We start from the raw sequence: 16,243 nt of genomic DNA, 5'->3' as shown, positions 1-16,243 counted from the left end.
TCACTCATCCGCGGATGAGAAACGGGGCTCCCGTTATCCCTGACCTGATGGGTTCCGTGGTCCAGGCGCCTGACAATCTGGTCGCAGATTTTGGCGCAACTGGGCAATATCGGAACATATGACGTATTCCGCCATCAGTGAGAGGACGCCTCCTTCATACGCGCGAAATAGTCCTCATAGAATGAGCGCAGGTTCGGATGCGAACCGCCGTCCGCCATCTGCAGGGTGGGACATGCAAGGGTCGGCTGCGTTCCCCACGAGTATGCCATGTCGAAGGGCCGGTCTTTCACCGGGACCTTCTCGTCCCAGATGGCCAGCATGGCTTCCGTCTCGGCCACGGTGGGCATTCGATAGTATGGGGGGTACTTGCGGTTCAGGCTTGTGCAGACTTGCCCGAATGTCTGGAAGACCGGTACGATGCGGGTGGTGGGAATGCCGGCCCCGAGAGCTTGATCGATGCGCTGCCGGAGCGCGGCGTACGCGCACCCGGTACGCTCGTTCTTGACATTGCAGGGATAGGGATCGACGCCGATATAGTCGGCCGCGTCCTTCATCTGCGTAAACTCTGTCGGAGCGGAGGAACCGTTCAGGACCACCGTAAACGTCCGGCCGCGCGGATCGAGAGAATGGATTAACGCGGTTCGCTCCGCCAATCGCTGCGGTGCGTCCGCGCAGACCCCCGGATGCGGTTCGTCGGAAATATAATAGATGCCACTGAACTTCGGGTCGTCCTTGATCGCCAGGACAACATCGGTGACTTGCCGATCACTGAGCCGCCACGAGCATTCAAGATTGTAGCCGTTGCCGAGCCAATAGACACCCTTCATACCTTCCGGTAACGCTCTGAGCGCGAGCTGAGTGCTCACACCCGCAAGATTGAACCCAGCTGAAGCCGCTCCGGTATAGTCGCCGCGCAAATTAACGGTCAAATGCAAATGCTCACGCGGCTCGGTAGCAAGAGCCTGGCCCATGAGCCCGAGCACAACTGAAATCACCAGCAACCCGCTTCGCCTCGGGGCCCAGCCACGGACGGCGGCCTTGGTCGGGGCGCTGAAAGCCGTTCTGGCGATCGCGTGCTGCATGCTTGTGCTCCTCGCCTCAGTGCCAATACTGGTCCTCGTTCCGCATCGTCGCTCCGCCAGCGCATCGATCTCGACTGACGTCACACCGCATGGGACTTTGTACGCAAGAGATTTTCACTAAAGTCGCCGTACCGATAACGTGCATGCCTCTTTAGGTTCACTTGGGTGATCACCGCAATGATGGTATCTCGAAGGGAGACCTTTCCCAACGCGGATCGTCGCAATAGCTCCAGCGCATTCTGCGCAGTCTCACGCGAGGTGCTCCCCCACTTGACCGCGAAGAGGATCTTATCGACCATCGAAGCGAGCAGCCTCGCCTCCGTCGCGCTGAGCAGCGAAGCGCTGTCGATCACCACGCAATCATAATTTTCTCCCAGTTGGCGCAAGAGCTTTGGCATCCTCTCTCCTGCAAGTGCCTTAACGGGATCCGTCGACTCGCACGACAGGGGCAGATAATCGAATCCCAGGCCTTGAGCGGCTCTTATCAAGTCAGCCGGCGTCCGGCCTTGCAGGACTTGCAAGATCCCGCCGCCCTCGCCTCCGCCAAGCTCCCTCGCGATTGATGGGTGTCGGAAAGAGAGATCGATCAAGAGAACGCGACGCTGAATCCGTGCAGCGTAAACCGCGAAGCTGATTGCCAGTGTCGTCTTTCCTTCGCCCGGCACGCTCGAGGTGACGAGGAGCGTCTTAGGCGATTTTTGCGGATCTGCCAGCTGCAGCGCTGCAGCAACAACTGATCGAACCGCCTCTGTATACCGCTCGTTTTGTGGAATCAGCTGATACGGCCGGAGCTTCCTTCCGCCCGTGAGCTGCGGAACGATACCGATGCAGGAGATGTCGAGGGCATCGGTCACCTCTCGCTCATTGCGCAATGTCCCGTCGAGTTGGTCGAGCAGTATCGCCAGCAGGCCGGCACCTATCAACGCGAGCACCATGGCCGGTGGAATAAATAGGAGCGGATTGAGCGAGCTTGGCAGAGTCGGGACCGCGGCGGGCGATATTACGCGCACATCCGGCTGAACGTCGCCCCCTTCAAGAATTGCCTTCTGACGCTGCACAAGACCATCATAAAGCTGAGCGAAAGTCGTTGCTTCACGTTGCAGTTCGCGCAGCCGTGCCTCGGGCTCCCGCACCTCGGTGCTGGCGTCCTGCAAAACAGCGATCCGTCGCTCTAGCTGTTGCATCCGTGTCTCTAAGGTGCTGCTTTCCGCTGCCAACTGGCTCTGACTGGCGGTATGGTCGATGCTCGACGGGGTGGGTCGCCCATGCAGCTCCGCGAGATCCGACTTCGCAACGGCCAGTTGACGGTTTAGATCGACGAGTTGCTGGTCGACCATGTCCATCCGGCTGGTTTCGGTAAAGCCGTGCTTGATACGATAGCTTTGCAGTGCAGCCTCGGCGCGCACGACCTCTGCTCTCACGAAAGGAATCCGCTTGCTCAGGCTGCGCAGAGCGTCGTTACGATCGGCGACATTCCGCTCTGTGAGGGTTGCGAGGTAGAGCTCCACGCTGCGATTTGCGACCGCTGCGGCGAAGGCTGGGTCGGTAGACACATATGTGATCCCGATCATACGCGAGTGAGTGTCCTTGAACGCGTTGATGCGGAGCGTGAAAGTATCGATTGAGAACTCCTCATTGGGGAGCAGGCGTCGTATCTCCTTCGGACCGGGTCCCCATTCTGCGACAAGGCTGTCAAATACGCGCTGGACATGATTTTGCGAGAGAAGCGCCGCGACGTGGGTCAGTACTCCGGCATCGTCGAGCACACCGGCAATACTTGGCTCGGCGACGCCGCTGCTGCCTCTCGGCGGATCGACGATAGCCTGAGCGATCGCGGTATACCGGGGCGGAAAGACGAACCCGATGGTCCCGGCCAGGCCAACCGCGACGCCAACCGCCGCGACGATCAGCTTCCATCGACGATGGAGAACGTTCATGAGCTGGCGAAGGTGAAGTCCCGTCGGCTGCTGCGTGTTCATGATTTCCTGTCCACATTGCATTCGATTGTCATGGCGGAGCTACATCCGCGTTTTCCATCAAACGGGAGCTTCGAGCGAAGGCAGCTTCCAAGAAGCAAAGGATGACCGCGAACCAAAAGATTGGATGGCGGATGATGAAGTGGAACAGACTGAATACGACGATGGCGCACGAGAGCGCGGCCAGAGCCGGAAGCTTAGCTCTCGTGGTCGCGAGAAACATCGATGCGTAGAGAAGGACGATAGCAAGAAGCGCCAGAAGCCCTCCCTGGACAAACAGTTCGAGCGGAGTGTTGTGTGACTCGAACTTGTGTGGGGGTGCTTCCTTCCATACCTTCTTGGTCAGATGAGGACCCGGTCCAAGGCCGAGCATCGCGGCGCCCATGCCCTTATCGTAGGCTTCCGCCCAAAGATGAAACCGAGCGTCTCCCTGGTTATCCTCGTTGTAGAGCGCGTCGGATTTGGCTTCTACACGATCGATAGCTGCCGGGATGAGAGGGACGGCGCCTGCTACGATCACCGGCAACCCCACGAGAGCGAGGCTTACTGACGCCGCCTGAAAGGTCACGCCTCGTCTGAACGTCGCCAGCCAGAGTGAGGACTTGACCACGAGAAACACAATGCTCGCAGCCAACATGCCCACTGTGAAAGAATCGCTCAGGCTGAGCACGCCGACGGGGACGGTAAGTGCGGCACAGGCCGCAGCTGCGATCATTTTGACATGCGAGGTCGCGGTGTCCGCAAGATGGATCGAAATCACCGTCAGCAATGCCGCCACGAGACCGAGCTGGTTCGGGTCGGTCGACCAACCTCTCAAGCGAACGGAGTAGATCCAAGGATCGACAGGGAGCGGGAGCCGGATCAAGCCGTACGCGTGGGCTACCTGCAGGCTTAGCGACGCGGTACCGAACAACGCGACCAGCCACGTCACACGTCGCCGGTGCTCGCTCGCCAGCTCGACAGCCATAGTGCAGGAGACGCCACACAGAAAAGAATAGGCAGCGATGTCGTGGATGATGTGGGCGATATCGAAGAACCGCTCGGTCGCGAATCCCACGATCGCCCCGACACTTTCGGCGGTGATCAGGATCAACCAGAATGTAGCCACATGGCTGAGCGCGGGATTCGACGCCAGCGTCGGGCGCCCAGCCTGACGAAACAGACATATACCCATCCACACGACGAGACACATTTCGCCTGGCCCGAACGGTGTATCCCCGAATCGCAGCTGCGTCGCCGTCGCCAAGACCAGCCCGAACGCGAGCATCGAATCCATAATCATGGAATCGCCTCCGCAACACTCGAAGCCCGGCGCGCGGCGGCACCGCATTGATGTTGCTGCGCGGACGGCCGCCGCCGCGGCGGTGATCCACGCTGCAGGGAATACCGGCCATGCCCGGTGCGCCCTTGGCGGCTTCGTGGTGCTCGCCCCCGGATGATCTTGAGACAGCGGCCGGATAGACGCAGCCCAAGTGAATACGGCCGGGATTGTGCTACCTGAGCTCCCGGGCTTTGGGCCTGATGCAAAGTATCGTGACTACGCTCATTGCGGCGATTTCGCTTTGCAATGTCGCTCATTCTCTCCAGCCCTTTCGATGGACGGCGCAGACGCAGGAAAAAAAGTTGCACAGCATGTCCTGCAACTTTTGTAACCTTTGCGCTCGGGAGCCGCCCTGAGTAGCTCGGCGACGCTCAACATCACGCGAATAGAGTCGCAATTCGATAGATACCTTGTAAAGGAGCGAAATCATGCGATGAGCTGCAAATCGGTATTATGCTTCCTTAGGGGTAATCGGCGCGAAATTCTGACGGACATGCTCGACAACGCAAGGCCGCACCTTGCAGCACCTGTTCAACTCGCTCGAGGAGCTGGCTCGATGATCTGCCCGGCAATCTGGGATTCGGAGATCTTTGCCGCACCGCGAGAACGCCTTGCGACGGCGTCCGAGCACGCTCCAATCCGCTACAAGAGCCGGTATTCCATGAAGTAGGTACTCCGCATTGGTCGTAGGGAGTACTCCGCATGGGTCGTAGGGAGTAATTCGCGTGGAGTGTTGGGGGTACTTCCCATGGTCCAACGCCGGCAACGTGAAGTCATTTGACCCGACATATGAACGATGATTTCTTGTCGGTTATTATGATGTGCCTTCAACGCTCAATCGTTTTATTCGTCTTGGATACCAGCGTCCTCGCGGCGACGCTATGCTACTCGCTGAACCCGGCGCGAGCCGAATACCGCTTGCAGGGTGGCGATGTTGTCGAGATCTCCGTGTCCGGCGTTCCTGAACTGAGACAGCGTGCCCCCGTTCAACTCGACGGCAGCATTACGTTTCCCGTCCTCGGCACGTTCATGGTGGAAGGCGCCGAATTTTCCGAGGTTCGCGGCAAAATTCAATCCGCCGTAGCAAGCAAGATATTTCGCATCCGGACGCCGGACGGCCGTGAGTTCTCGCGGATGTTCGATCGGGATGAGGTCGCCGCGACGGTCGTTGAGTACAGGCCCGTCTTTATCACCGGCGACGTCACCCGCCCTGGCGAGCAGGCGTTCCGCCCTCGTATGACCGTGCGCCAGGCCCTGGCGTCTGCCGGCGGATTTTCTGCACCGGCGCGGGCTAACACGACGCCGTTCGATGCGGCGACTCTGCGTAGCGAGTATATCACGGTCTGGTTGAGCTTGGCGCGAGAGCACGTGCGGGTCTGGCGCATCAAGACGGATCTCGGGGAGACTATCGAGCTGGACCAAAAAGCCATTCCACCGGCACCTGTTCCAGACGAGGTGATGTCGCAAATTGTGAACCTCGAAATCGAGTACCGCACTGCAAGCTCTGCGGCTCGCGAACGGGCAAAAGACTTTCTTCGGCGATCAATAGAGGAGGCGGACAAGCAGGCTGTCGTGTTGTCGGAGCAGAAGCAGGCCGAAGAGGATGGCGTTCAGTCCGACACCCAGGAGCTCCAGAAGGCGAAGGCAGCCTACGGCAATGGCATGTTGCCGAGCCCGCGTGTGGCTGAGTTCCGTCGAGCTCTACTGTACTCTGCGACGCGCCAACTGCAGACCACGAATCAACTTATGCAAGTGAAGAGATCGCGCGCCGAGTTCGCGAGAGAGCTCGAGAAGATTGAGGAGCAGCGACGCATAGATTTGCTGTCGGAATTGCAGGACGCCACAGTGAAGCTGACCGGCGACCGCGCAAAGCTGCGAGGCGTAGAAGAAAAGCTTCAGCTGGCGGGCCTCAAGCCTCCATTGCCTTCAGACAACGCCGCGAAGGCCGAGATCACAGTGTTCAGAATCGGCACAAACGGCAAGGAACGCCATACTGCCGACGCCGATACCGAGCTCCAACCTGGAGACGTGGTCGAGGTCGCGTTGCGCGCGGCGGGCATCGACGTCGCTGCCCAATAGACAGCCGCTCGAGCCTCTCTTGATCGGCGCTGCGCCCGAAGCCCAAGTTGCGTCGTCGTCGCATTCGCATTGCTGTGCACGGTCTTCTTTTGAAATCAGGATGTGTAGTCCCAAAGGGTCTCTTAACCCGGAATAGCAATCGGTCTCGCGTCCCGCTTGGGTGTAAATGCTATGATCGGTTTAGGTGCACCCATGAAAGTCTCTCAGTTCAAACAAATAAATGAAACTGATGTGGATGAGACTCTCGTTGGCACCAGCCGACCTAATCTGATCGATGGCAATGGCGGCAATGATAAGCTCTACGGCTCAGGCGGCGATGACATCCTTGATGGCGGGACCCGAAATGACGTCATCGACGGTGGAACGGGCGCCGATATCATGTACCGCGGAGCTTGCGACGATCTCGCTCAGGTCGACAACATGGCCGACATGGTGAGCGAGCGGACCATCGACGCCGGTAATCCCTCGTTGGTAGAGTCGTTCGATCTCCAGATCGACTGGGCCGTGGGCGCGACCAGCGGCACGGCGTTCTCCATTGCCGGCAGCTCGGCCAGTGTTTCGCTCGCATCCCCGCCCCCCGCAATTGTCGCGATCACCGATACGGCGGCGCTTGGCAGCCTTGACCTGATAGGGATTACGTATGTGCCTGGATCAAACACTCTCCTCATGGCCGGTCCACAGAATTTGAGTACCCTGTACCATCTGAACCTCGATGGCACCCCGCAGCTCCATGGGGAGAGATTATTCGGCTTCAGCACAAGGCCTGCCGGCTTGGCGTGGCCAGTAGCTGCGCATTGCCTGCATGCAAGGTTCGACCGATGATCATCGAGCTGTTCGGCCCGCCCGCATCAGGAAAAACCACTCTCGCGCACGCGTTGGCAGCCGCGCTCGAGAAGCAGGGCTTCGACGTTCAGCTGATTGTGAGTTCCCGACCGGCGGAACGTGGTTCGATCCCGGGCGAGAGCAAACGAGCCTTATCGTGGTGCAGAACCGAGCTGGGCGCTCCTCTGAGCAGGGCTGCCAAGCTAGTCAGCGCCGCGCCTATTCTCTTGGGCGCGACGAGCGATGACCTGACCGCGAGCATTATGGATCTCCTGCCGCCCAGCAATTTGTTGCGGTCTGTTCGCTGTCGCCGATATCTTTCATTGCTAGCCCGCTCCTGGAAGGTGGCCAGCACATCTGACCGGATCGTCATCTTCGACCAGGGGTATGTGACGGCACTCTGTTCGATGGTACTGCTGGCGCGGTCCATCGATCGAAGCGTTATGATGCGCGGACTGGCCTTGATTCCGCGCCCGAACCTCCTCGTTCGCCTCGACGCGCCCCGGAAAATACTGGAGGCACGCCTTCGCGCGCGGCTGGGCCGCCAAGGCGCGCTCGAGCGATTGTTCGAATTCGACCTGCAAACAAGTCTTCAGCAAATTGAGACGACCAGTGAGGTGGCCCATGTGCTTCAAGAGCAAGGCGGCCGTATGATGCATGTGAGTTCCCTCGACTACTGCCGGCTTGAAAAAGCGGTCGATCAGATCGTGAGGGAGGCGAAGTCCTGGAAGAAGGAGGTGAATCAGGTCGATCCATCCCTTCTTGAGGGCCGGCACATCATCCGAGTCGCCAGATGACGCGCAATTCGGACTTGCGTCTTATCGATGCCGCAGCTACCGGCGAGAAGCTCAAGGGCGGCTTCGCCCCAGCCTTGGGAGCGGCTGCCATAAATGCCATATTTGCGGGAGACGGACGCGGCCAGCCACTCGCACGCTCCAGCATTGCCGCGCTCGCGGTATACGTCGTTGGTGCCGGACTAACCTGTGTGGCGCAACTGGTGATCGCGCGGATCATCGGCCCGGACAGTTATGGGGTCTACGCCTATGTCCTGGCCTGGGTGACGTTGCTGGGGTATCTGTCGACATTAGGATTCCACGTCTCCCTCCTGCGCTTCGTACCAACCTATCAAATCAACGATGAATGGGCGTTGGTGCGCGGCGTGATTCAGTACTCGCAACGCGGCGCAGCCGGAACCGCAATCACCATCGTCCTGATCGGCATCTGCGGGATCGTCGCCCTGCACCGCTCGCTGCGCCCCGAGCTCGCGCTTACATTCCTTCTCGGAATGATAATGGTGCCCTTTCTTACGCTGAATTTCATCGGCGCGTCGGTCGTCCGCGCCTTCGGCGGAATCATAGCGGCTCTCGCGCCAGAACGCATTGTCCGCGACGGCCTGTTGCTGGTGATCGTCACAGCCGTCTTCTGCGGCAATCTCTACCGCCTCGACGCAACGCTGGCGATGGGCGCGACGCTCCTCAGCTCGATCGCGGTTCTCGGTCTGGTCCGCATCTTCTTGCGCCAGCTGCGTCCGCCGGCCGTCAACCGTGCAAGCCCCGCGTATACGCCCGGTGACTGGTGGCGGCCAACGCTGCCACTCACGGTAATCATGATCTGCGACAATCTGATGAGTCGTTCCGCCGTCATCGCGCTAGGGCTGGTGGGTAATACGCGGGACGCCGGCATCTTTGCGCTGGCATTCAACATGGCAGCCTTGATGTCACTGCCGCGGATGGCCGTTGCCACCGCCTTTGCGCCCACCGTATCCGCATTGTTCGCCAGAGGGGATCGGGCTGGCCTGCAATCGCTCAGTGCCAAGGCGGCTTGTCTGTCTCTTGTCGGTTCGGCGTGCGCCGCTATCCCGCTACTGTTGCTCGTACACCCCCTCCTCGCGTGGTTCGGTCATGATTTCCTGGCAGGCGTCCCGATCGTCGCGATTCTTGTTTTCGGTCAGGTGTTCGCTGCCGCATGCGGACCTCAACAGCACCTCATCACGATGACGGGGCACGAGCGCGCCGGCGCAGCGATACTTGCCGCATGCGCCGTCTCAAGCTTCGTCGGCTGCGTATTCATGATCCGTTGGTTCGGGATGACCGGGGCTGCCTTCGCTACTACGGGAACCCTCGTCGGCTGGAACATGGCGATGGGCTTCTTTATCCACAGAGGCCTGCGCCTCATGCCGGGCCTGGCCGCTTCATTCAAGGCCCGGCCGAGATTGTGGATTTGATTCACCGGAGGTGCTGCGATGCGTTACGAGGCGGGATCTATCAAGGTGGGCGATATGGTCTCCTCTAATTGCGTGAGAGAAGCCGCCTCGGTTCAATCGGACGATGCGGGACCAGCGGTTTCGAGCAAGGCAGCCATCCGAAGTCTCTTCAGCTCCCTGGAACAGAAAGGCGTCCGCTACTGTCATTGGAAAAGCAATATCCGTCTCCAGGAGACGCTTGCGGCTGCCGAAGACATCGACCTCCTCGTCGACCAACGTGACGCGGAAGCCTTCTACATAGCCTTGCTTGAAAGTGGCTACAAGCTGACGCAGTCGCGCTCCGGCATCGGGCATCCAGGCGTATTTCACGCGTTGGGACTGGACGAGGCAAGCGCCGAACTGGTGCATGTGCACGCCTATTTTCAGATCGTCAGCGGCGATAGCTTGGCCAAGAGCTATCGCTTGCCCGTCGAAAGGTCCCTCCTGGAGCAGACCCGTTACCTGCATGGCGTGCGGGTCCCAACGCCTGAAGCGGAGCTCGTATTGTTCGCGCTCCGGATCGCGCTCAAGCACGTAGGTCCGATCGAGATCCTGATGACCTATCGCCACTATCACAGTGTGTCGAAGGAACTCGGTTGGCTCCGCCAGGCCGCAGATGCACAGCGCGCCGAGGCGCTTTGCGCAGCTTGGTTCCCGAGTATCCATCCTTCGCTGTTTCGGCAACTGCTGGATGCTATCGAGGCCAAGCACGCCGTGGCTCGACGCATCGTGCTCGGCTGGCGCGTCGCACGGCGGTTGCGTGGACTGCGGAGGCTGAGCCCGATGCTCGGAGCGCTTTCTCGATTTTGGCGAGTGCTCTCCTTGCTCGCGAAACGGTTCCAGCGCCGCGGCGACCTGGTGCTCCACACGGGCGGCATGATCGTAGCGCTCGTGGGCCCGAAAGCGACTGGTAAATCCACAATCGGTGGCAAGCTCGTAACCCGACTAGGGCAGCATCTCGACGTGATCCATATTCACGCCGGCAAGCCGCGTGCGACACTGCTTACGCTGTTGCCTCGCCTCTTGCTGCCTGCAGCGCGCTTTCTCCTCTTGAAGGAGCGCGCCCGAGAGTACGAGAAGCCTGAACGCCGCCAGCAGCAGCGATATTCGTTGGTTTACATTCTACGGATGAGCCTGCTCGCCTATGATCGTCGCAAGCTGGTTCGGCGCGCGCTGCGGGCAGCGACCGCGGGCACCGTGGTCATTACCGATCGATATCCATCAGAAAGCGTGGCTGCCATCGACAGCTCCTGCTTTGACGATATTGCGGTGGCAAGATGCAGATCTCCGCTGAAGCGCTGGCTGATGAATCAGGAGCGTGCCCTCTACAAGGGATTGCCTAAGCCGGACCTGCTCCTTCGCTTGACGGCGCCAATCGAGAAGACAATCGAAAGAGACGCGCGGCGAGTCAAGGAGGGGGGCCCCGATGCGGCGGCTGTGCGGCGACGCTGGGAGTTGGAGAACCGATCCGATTTTCCCGGAACACTCGAGATCCGTGTTGATACCGACCGACCATTGGACGAGACGATCCGGACGGTTGTTGGGACCGTCTGGGCTGCTCTCTGACAGGGCCAGGCGGCGGCAAGTATCGCCGCGTCAAAGACTCATCCGTGAATCGAATCGTCCTCAAAGCAAATTCTCCAGATGATCGACGCGATAAGCCGCGCGGGCAGAAGCCTAAGTCGGACGGCGATTGTTGTGCGGCACATTGCCTATCAGCGCGGAACCAGGCGGCTCGTCGGACTCGCCAGGGCCAAACTGAGCCGACTGTTAAAGCTGTACGTCGGACCGTGAGTGTTCAGATCTCCCTAGCATGGCTGAGGAGACGAATGGCGGCACCATTTAGAGCTACCCATCTTTAGCTGCAAAACTTCCCCGAAAGGAAAGCACGAGTTTTTGCATCTGAAATTATGATTACGGGATCGGCTACCGGAAATTCTTCACGAATTGGCAAAGTTATAAGGCATTTTTTTAAGCGGCTCGGACCCCGCGCCGCTGGATAAGGGACGGTCGTAATGCGATTCCGTATTCTAGGGCACGCGTGTCTCGAGGTTACGAGCAACAGCAAGCAGCTCCTGTGCGACCCCTGGCTGGTCGGCTCCGCCTACTGGCGCTCGTGGTGGAATTACCCACCCGTTCCTGATGGCCTTGTTGAGACGCTCAACCCAGATTTCATTTATCTGACGCATATGCATTGGGACCACTTTCACGGCCCAACCCTCCGTAGGCTCGGGCTCAATCGGCATATGCTTGTACCCAAGACCCCTGACCGCCGCATTTACGAGGACCTCCGGGCCATGGGGTGTACCTGGATTACAGAGTTAACCCATGGCAAGTCCTACGAGATCGCCGCCGGCTTTCAGATTACGAGCTATCAATTCGGGCACTTCCCCGATTCGATTTTAGTGATCGAGGCCGGAGGAAAGACGATCCTCAATGCCAATGACTGCAAGACTATGGGCCTCCCGCTCCAGCAGATCTTGCGGCGTCACCCGAAAATAGATTTCGTATTGCGAAGCCACAGCTCGGCGAACGCCCGGCTATGTTTCGAGATCACCGATCGGGGCGGAACCCACATTGATGATCCGCAGAAGTACAGCGCCGAGTTTGCAGATTTCGCACAGGCGGTCAGGGCCGAGTACGCTATTCCGTTTGCCAGTAACAATTGTTACCTGCACCCGGAGACAGAACAGTTTAATCGATACATAAACCTTGGAATTGACGTGAAGCGCTATTTCGAGGCGCACGGCATCACCGAGCCCAAGTGCATTGTCTGCGCGCCCGGTGACGGATGGGATGATGAGATCGGTTTCACCCTCACCGACAAGGATTGGTACACCAACATCGATGAGCACTTGAAGCTCTACAAAGAATCGGTGGCCGACACTTTGGCGAGGTCTGCACAGCAGGAGGCGCGGGCCGTGCTGACGGAGGACATCGTGGCGGGTTACGCCTCGGGCCTGCTTTCCGGAACACCGTTCTTCCTGCGGCGACTCTTTAAAGGAAAACCTATAACCCTGGTTGCGCATAGCGAGGCGGGCGACACGGCTTACGAAATAGACATCTACGGCAGACGCTGGCGTAAGCTCGATACCTGGAATGACGACGACAACCCCATCCAGATTCACGCAAACGCCAACGTTTTCATCATGTGCGTCAAGCAAGTGAACTGGAGCAGCCTGGGAATTTCGAAGCGCGTTCGTTTTCGCGTGAAGAACGACGACAAGATGATAGTGACGTACTTTACCGAGCTTAACGATCTCTTCGATTGCGAGGTGCTTCCGCTCTCAAAATCTCTAAACCCACGGTTCGTGACGGTCTGGCTGAGACGCTGGCGTGAATTCTTTCTCTATGTGCGGATCGCTGGCGATTTGGGGCGAGGACGCGATTTCGCCTATCGCAACTATCTGCCTCTCATTCGTCCTCCGAGCGGAGCGTTCCATTGAGCCCGCACCTGCTTTACGTTGGAGGCGAGGATCATCATCTGCGGATTCCCTTCATGCTCTCCTTGCGTGATTGCGGTTTTCGGGTGACCGCGGCGGGGAGCGGGGATTCCATTCCTTTCGGGCGGGCTGGCATTGAATTTCGTCCCTTCCGCTTCGATCGATTCGTAAGTCCATTCTCCGATTGGAGGGCACTCAAGACCCTGTCGAGGATCCTTCGTGACGTCTCTCCGGATTTGGCGCAGGCCTATGACACGAAACCGTGTTTGTTCCTCCCGTTGGCCGCCAGCGCTGCGGACCATCCTGCGATAGTGCGCACGATCTGCGGGCGTGGCTGGGTCTATTCGTCGCACTCGACGCTCGCTCTAGCGGCTCGTCCCGTCTATCGCGCGATGTATCGTGCGACAGTCCGATCGACTGCTGCTACGGTGTTCGAGACGGATGAGGATCGGGCCTTTTTCGAACGTCACAGGATGACAGGGACGAACGGAATCGTGATCCCGGCCGGCGGGGGCGGGGTCGATGTCGACGGATTTAGACGGGCTTTGACGCAGTCCGCTCCCGCAGACCAGCTTCGCCGAGAGTTTGATCTCGGCACGTCGCCAATTGTCATCACCGTCGCGCGTATGACGCGTGGAAAAGGCATTCCGACGCTGCTCAAGGCGGCCGCTCTGGTCCATCGGGCACAACCGGATGTTCGTTTTCTCCTGGTGGGGCCGCGTGAAAGCGAGGGTCCGTTTGCCGTCACACAAGCTGAGATCGACCAGCATGCACCCTATGTGATCGCCACGGGACCTCGATCCGATGTACCGGCGCTGCTCAAGCTAGCCGACGTGTTTGCCTTCCCGACGGCGTATCGCGAGGGCGTGCCTCGAGCGCTGCTTGAGGCGGCTCTTGCTGGCGTCCCGATCGTATCGACGAGCATGCCGGGCTGCTGCGAAGTCCTCCGCGACGGATGGAACGGACTCCTGGTGCCGCCAGAAAACGCCGATCGTCTGGCGGTGGGAATCATCAACCTGCTGCGTGACCGTAAGACGGCGGAAATAATGGCTCGTCGCGCTGAGGAGCTGGTTGCGCAGAAGTTCAGCCTGCGCATGATCGTGGCTCGTCACATCGCGCTGTATGCGAAGCTGTTAGCGAGGAGTTCTCGTGGACGCATGGGCGAGCTCGATTCGACCCAGCTCACACCTGAAGACTCACGCTGTTAGGAGCAGCGGTCCCTAGCTGGTTGGTTGGCAGACGCGATATCGCGCTGCTGCCCTCTTCGCGGCTCTCCGTCTAATAACCCGCAACGGCCTTCCGCCCAGGCGCCCGTTGATCGGAGGGGCACAACGCGAAGTCTCGCTGCACGAGCCTTGTCAGCTTCGCCAGCCTGCCTCGACTCGTGCATGAGGTCGGAATGCCTCTATCCTTTTGGGCAAGTACGCGCTTGGAGACGCGCCTTCTAGCTCTTGCTGGTTATAACCCGCTTTAGCCATACGACGAGACCGCGGACAAGCATAAGCTCTGGCAGCTACGCGCCGAACGATGAAAGTCAACAGGTCGCAAGCACGTTCGTATCCCCGAACAAGCGCGTGTGCCGATCTCGCTCAGGCCGCAGCGATCCGATAATCGAGATCAACACCAGGAGAAACACCAAACAATAAATACAAGTAATTTATAAGGGCTAGGCCAATGCCAACTCCGTTCATGACTCCGGCTTCGTCTGATCATCTTGCACTGTTTCACAATTCTCTTCGCAATCTTTCCGGGCTGCGACCGACATTAGGCGCCGTGCTGCGCATTAGCACCGATATCACCTCGATCTGGATCGCGTTTCTGTTCGGTTGGTTAATTATCGGCGGCCACAACTTGGCCGAGCTGATCGCCCCACACTCGGTCTGGATAGCCCTGTTGATCGGGTTGCTCTCGATCGTGCAAATCGCGACCTACACCGCCGTGGGGCTCTATACGTGCCCGGGCAGCTATAGCTTGTCGACAAAGATTTACCTGATCGTCGCGGCTAATCTTACGCTCTTGCTGATTGGCAGCGGTATCATGTCGATAACGGCAGCACCGACGAACCTTAACTTCGGCCTGCTGACCACAACTTTGGTAGCCTCGGCGATCCCGCTCTCCCTTGCACGTGTTGGTTCGGCGGTGCTCCGCATGGAGAATTGGCAAGGCGACGGCAGCAGGCAGCACGAGGAAGCCGATGACAACAAGGTTCTTGTCATCGGCGGCGCAGGCTATATCGGTTCCGCCCTGGTCGAAGAGCTCCTAAACTTAGGTCTGCAGGTCTCCGTTCTCGACGCCATGCACTACGGTGAGGAAACGCTATCGCGCGTCGCCGGACACCAAAATCTCAAGATCGTCCGCGAGGACTTCCGTCACATCGAAGCGCTTACCCGTGCGATAAGCGGCGTGGGGTCGGTGATCCATCTCGGCGGTCTGGTGGGCGACCCCGCCTGCGCGGTCGATACCGATCTCACGGTTGACGTGAACGTGACGGCAACCAAGGTCATCGGCGAGATCGCCAAGGCCCGCGGCGTTCACCGCTTCATCTTCGCGAGTTCCTGTTCAGTCTACGGTGCGTCCGACCAGATCGTGAACGAAGACTCGCATTTCAATCCGCAGTCGCTTTATGCACGCAGCAAGGTTGCGTCCGAAGCGGTGCTTAATAGCCTCAATGATCACAACTTCGCGGTGACCTGCCTGCGCTTCGCCACCATCTACGGCATTTCCGGCCGCACGCGCTTTGACCTGGTCGTCAACCTACTTTGTGCCAAGGCCGTCCGCGATGGAGTGATCACTGTGTACGGCGCAGATCAGTGGCGGCCGTTCGTGCATGTCCAAGACGTTGCCCGGGCGATCACGATCACACTACGGGCACCGATCGAGCTGGTCGCGGGCGATGTCTTCAATGTGGGATCCGACGCACAAAACTACACGTTGGGCGAAGTCGCAGAACTCATCAAACGGCAGGCACCAGACGCCCAGATCACGGCCGATGACACGTTTCTCGACAAACGCAATTACCGCGTCTCATTCGACAAGATCCGCACCAAGCTCGGATTTGAGCCTGCATGGACCCTCGAGCGCGGCATTGCGCAGGTTCTTGCGATCGTTCGCTCCAACCAGGTCGGGCACTATTCGCTGCCAACCTACAGTAACGTTCTCTACTTGAAGGAATGTGGAACCAAGAGCTTCGGCAGCTTCAAGATTACGGGTTGGGAGAACGATCTGATGAACATCGATCACATCCATCCCGCCGCGAACCGATCGGCCGCCTAGGGGCA

The 16,243-nt window shown here is 59.1% G+C and carries 11 protein-coding genes; 8 read left to right on the top strand and 3 right to left on the bottom strand.

The genetic code is table 11. The features are described from left to right. Positions 1–134: 134 nt before the first annotated feature. The 3 genes from P6U24_RS18540 to P6U24_RS18530 all read right to left on the bottom strand — a co-directional run bounded on the left by P6U24_RS18540 (position 135) and on the right by P6U24_RS18530 (position 4,340). A complete protein-coding gene (locus tag P6U24_RS18540) occupies positions 135–1,082 on the bottom strand; it encodes a hypothetical protein (RefSeq protein WP_407153973.1) in 948 nt (315 codons plus the stop codon). 80 nt (positions 1,083–1,162) lie between these two features. Next, entirely contained in the window at positions 1,163–3,061 is a 1,899-nt protein-coding gene (locus P6U24_RS18535) for a GumC family protein (protein WP_407153972.1), read from the bottom strand. A gap of 28 nt (positions 3,062–3,089) precedes the next feature. Further along, on the bottom strand, positions 3,090–4,340 hold the full coding sequence (locus P6U24_RS18530; RefSeq protein WP_407153971.1) for an O-antigen ligase family protein: 1,251 nt from the start codon (positions 4,338–4,340) through the stop codon (positions 3,090–3,092). 828 nt (positions 4,341–5,168) lie between these two features. Between P6U24_RS18530 and P6U24_RS18525 the strand changes: the two genes are divergently transcribed. The 8 genes from P6U24_RS18525 to P6U24_RS18490 all read left to right on the top strand — a co-directional run bounded on the left by P6U24_RS18525 (position 5,169) and on the right by P6U24_RS18490 (position 16,238). Next, positions 5,169–6,458 carry a polysaccharide biosynthesis/export family protein gene (locus P6U24_RS18525; RefSeq protein WP_407153970.1) on the top strand — a complete coding sequence of 430 codons (1,290 nt, stop codon included), beginning with the start codon at positions 5,169–5,171 and terminating at the stop codon, positions 6,456–6,458. 192 nt (positions 6,459–6,650) lie between these two features. After that, a complete protein-coding gene (locus P6U24_RS18520; RefSeq protein WP_407153969.1) occupies positions 6,651–7,280 on the top strand; it encodes a hypothetical protein in 630 nt (209 codons plus the stop codon). Beyond that, entirely contained in the window at positions 7,277–8,077 is an 801-nt protein-coding gene (locus P6U24_RS18515) for a hypothetical protein (protein WP_407153968.1), read from the top strand. Before P6U24_RS18520 ends, P6U24_RS18515 begins: the two co-directional genes overlap by 4 nt. Beyond that, complete coding sequence (locus P6U24_RS18510) at positions 8,074–9,504, top strand: oligosaccharide flippase family protein (protein ID WP_407153967.1); 1,431 nt, start codon at positions 8,074–8,076, stop codon at positions 9,502–9,504. The genes P6U24_RS18515 and P6U24_RS18510 overlap by 4 nt, the downstream gene beginning before the upstream one ends. A gap of 18 nt (positions 9,505–9,522) precedes the next feature. Next, entirely contained in the window at positions 9,523–11,088 is a 1,566-nt protein-coding gene (locus P6U24_RS18505) for a hypothetical protein (protein ID WP_407153966.1), read from the top strand. A 449-nt stretch (positions 11,089–11,537) separates the two neighbouring features. Beyond that, the gene (locus P6U24_RS18500; protein WP_407153965.1) at positions 11,538–12,968 is read left to right on the top strand and encodes an MBL fold metallo-hydrolase; all 1,431 of its coding nucleotides are present in this window, start codon (positions 11,538–11,540) and stop codon (positions 12,966–12,968) included. Then, the gene (locus P6U24_RS18495) at positions 12,965–14,173 is read left to right on the top strand and encodes a glycosyltransferase (protein WP_407153964.1); all 1,209 of its coding nucleotides are present in this window, start codon (positions 12,965–12,967) and stop codon (positions 14,171–14,173) included. Before P6U24_RS18500 ends, P6U24_RS18495 begins: the two co-directional genes overlap by 4 nt. A gap of 466 nt (positions 14,174–14,639) precedes the next feature. After that, positions 14,640–16,238, top strand: coding sequence for an NAD-dependent epimerase/dehydratase family protein (locus P6U24_RS18490; RefSeq protein ID WP_407153963.1), 1,599 nt, complete (start codon positions 14,640–14,642; stop codon positions 16,236–16,238). Positions 16,239–16,243 lie beyond the last annotated feature (5 nt).

The sequence above is a fragment of the Bradyrhizobium sp. STM 3557 genome, from assembly GCF_045571465.1.
Taxonomy (GTDB): domain Bacteria; phylum Pseudomonadota; class Alphaproteobacteria; order Rhizobiales; family Xanthobacteraceae; genus Bradyrhizobium.
The sequence above is the reverse complement of the archived record's forward strand: the minus strand, read 5'-3'. Positions and strand labels throughout refer to the sequence as shown.

Coding starts and splice junctions, on each gene's coding strand:
- P6U24_RS18540 (WP_407153973.1), bottom strand. CDS start 1,082: ATGCAGCACGCGATCGCCAGAACGGCTTTCAGCGCCCCGACCAAGGCC.
- P6U24_RS18535 (WP_407153972.1), bottom strand. CDS start 3,061: ATGAACACGCAGCAGCCGACGGGACTTCACCTTCGCCAGCTCATGAAC.
- P6U24_RS18530 (WP_407153971.1), bottom strand. CDS start 4,340: ATGATTATGGATTCGATGCTCGCGTTCGGGCTGGTCTTGGCGACGGCG.
- P6U24_RS18525 (WP_407153970.1), top strand. CDS start 5,169: ATGAACGATGATTTCTTGTCGGTTATTATGATGTGCCTTCAACGCTCA.
- P6U24_RS18520 (WP_407153969.1), top strand. CDS start 6,651: ATGAAAGTCTCTCAGTTCAAACAAATAAATGAAACTGATGTGGATGAG.
- P6U24_RS18515 (WP_407153968.1), top strand. CDS start 7,277: ATGATCATCGAGCTGTTCGGCCCGCCCGCATCAGGAAAAACCACTCTC.
- P6U24_RS18510 (WP_407153967.1), top strand. CDS start 8,074: ATGACGCGCAATTCGGACTTGCGTCTTATCGATGCCGCAGCTACCGGC.
- P6U24_RS18505 (WP_407153966.1), top strand. CDS start 9,523: ATGCGTTACGAGGCGGGATCTATCAAGGTGGGCGATATGGTCTCCTCT.
- P6U24_RS18500 (WP_407153965.1), top strand. CDS start 11,538: ATGCGATTCCGTATTCTAGGGCACGCGTGTCTCGAGGTTACGAGCAAC.
- P6U24_RS18490 (WP_407153963.1), top strand. CDS start 14,640: ATGCCAACTCCGTTCATGACTCCGGCTTCGTCTGATCATCTTGCACTG.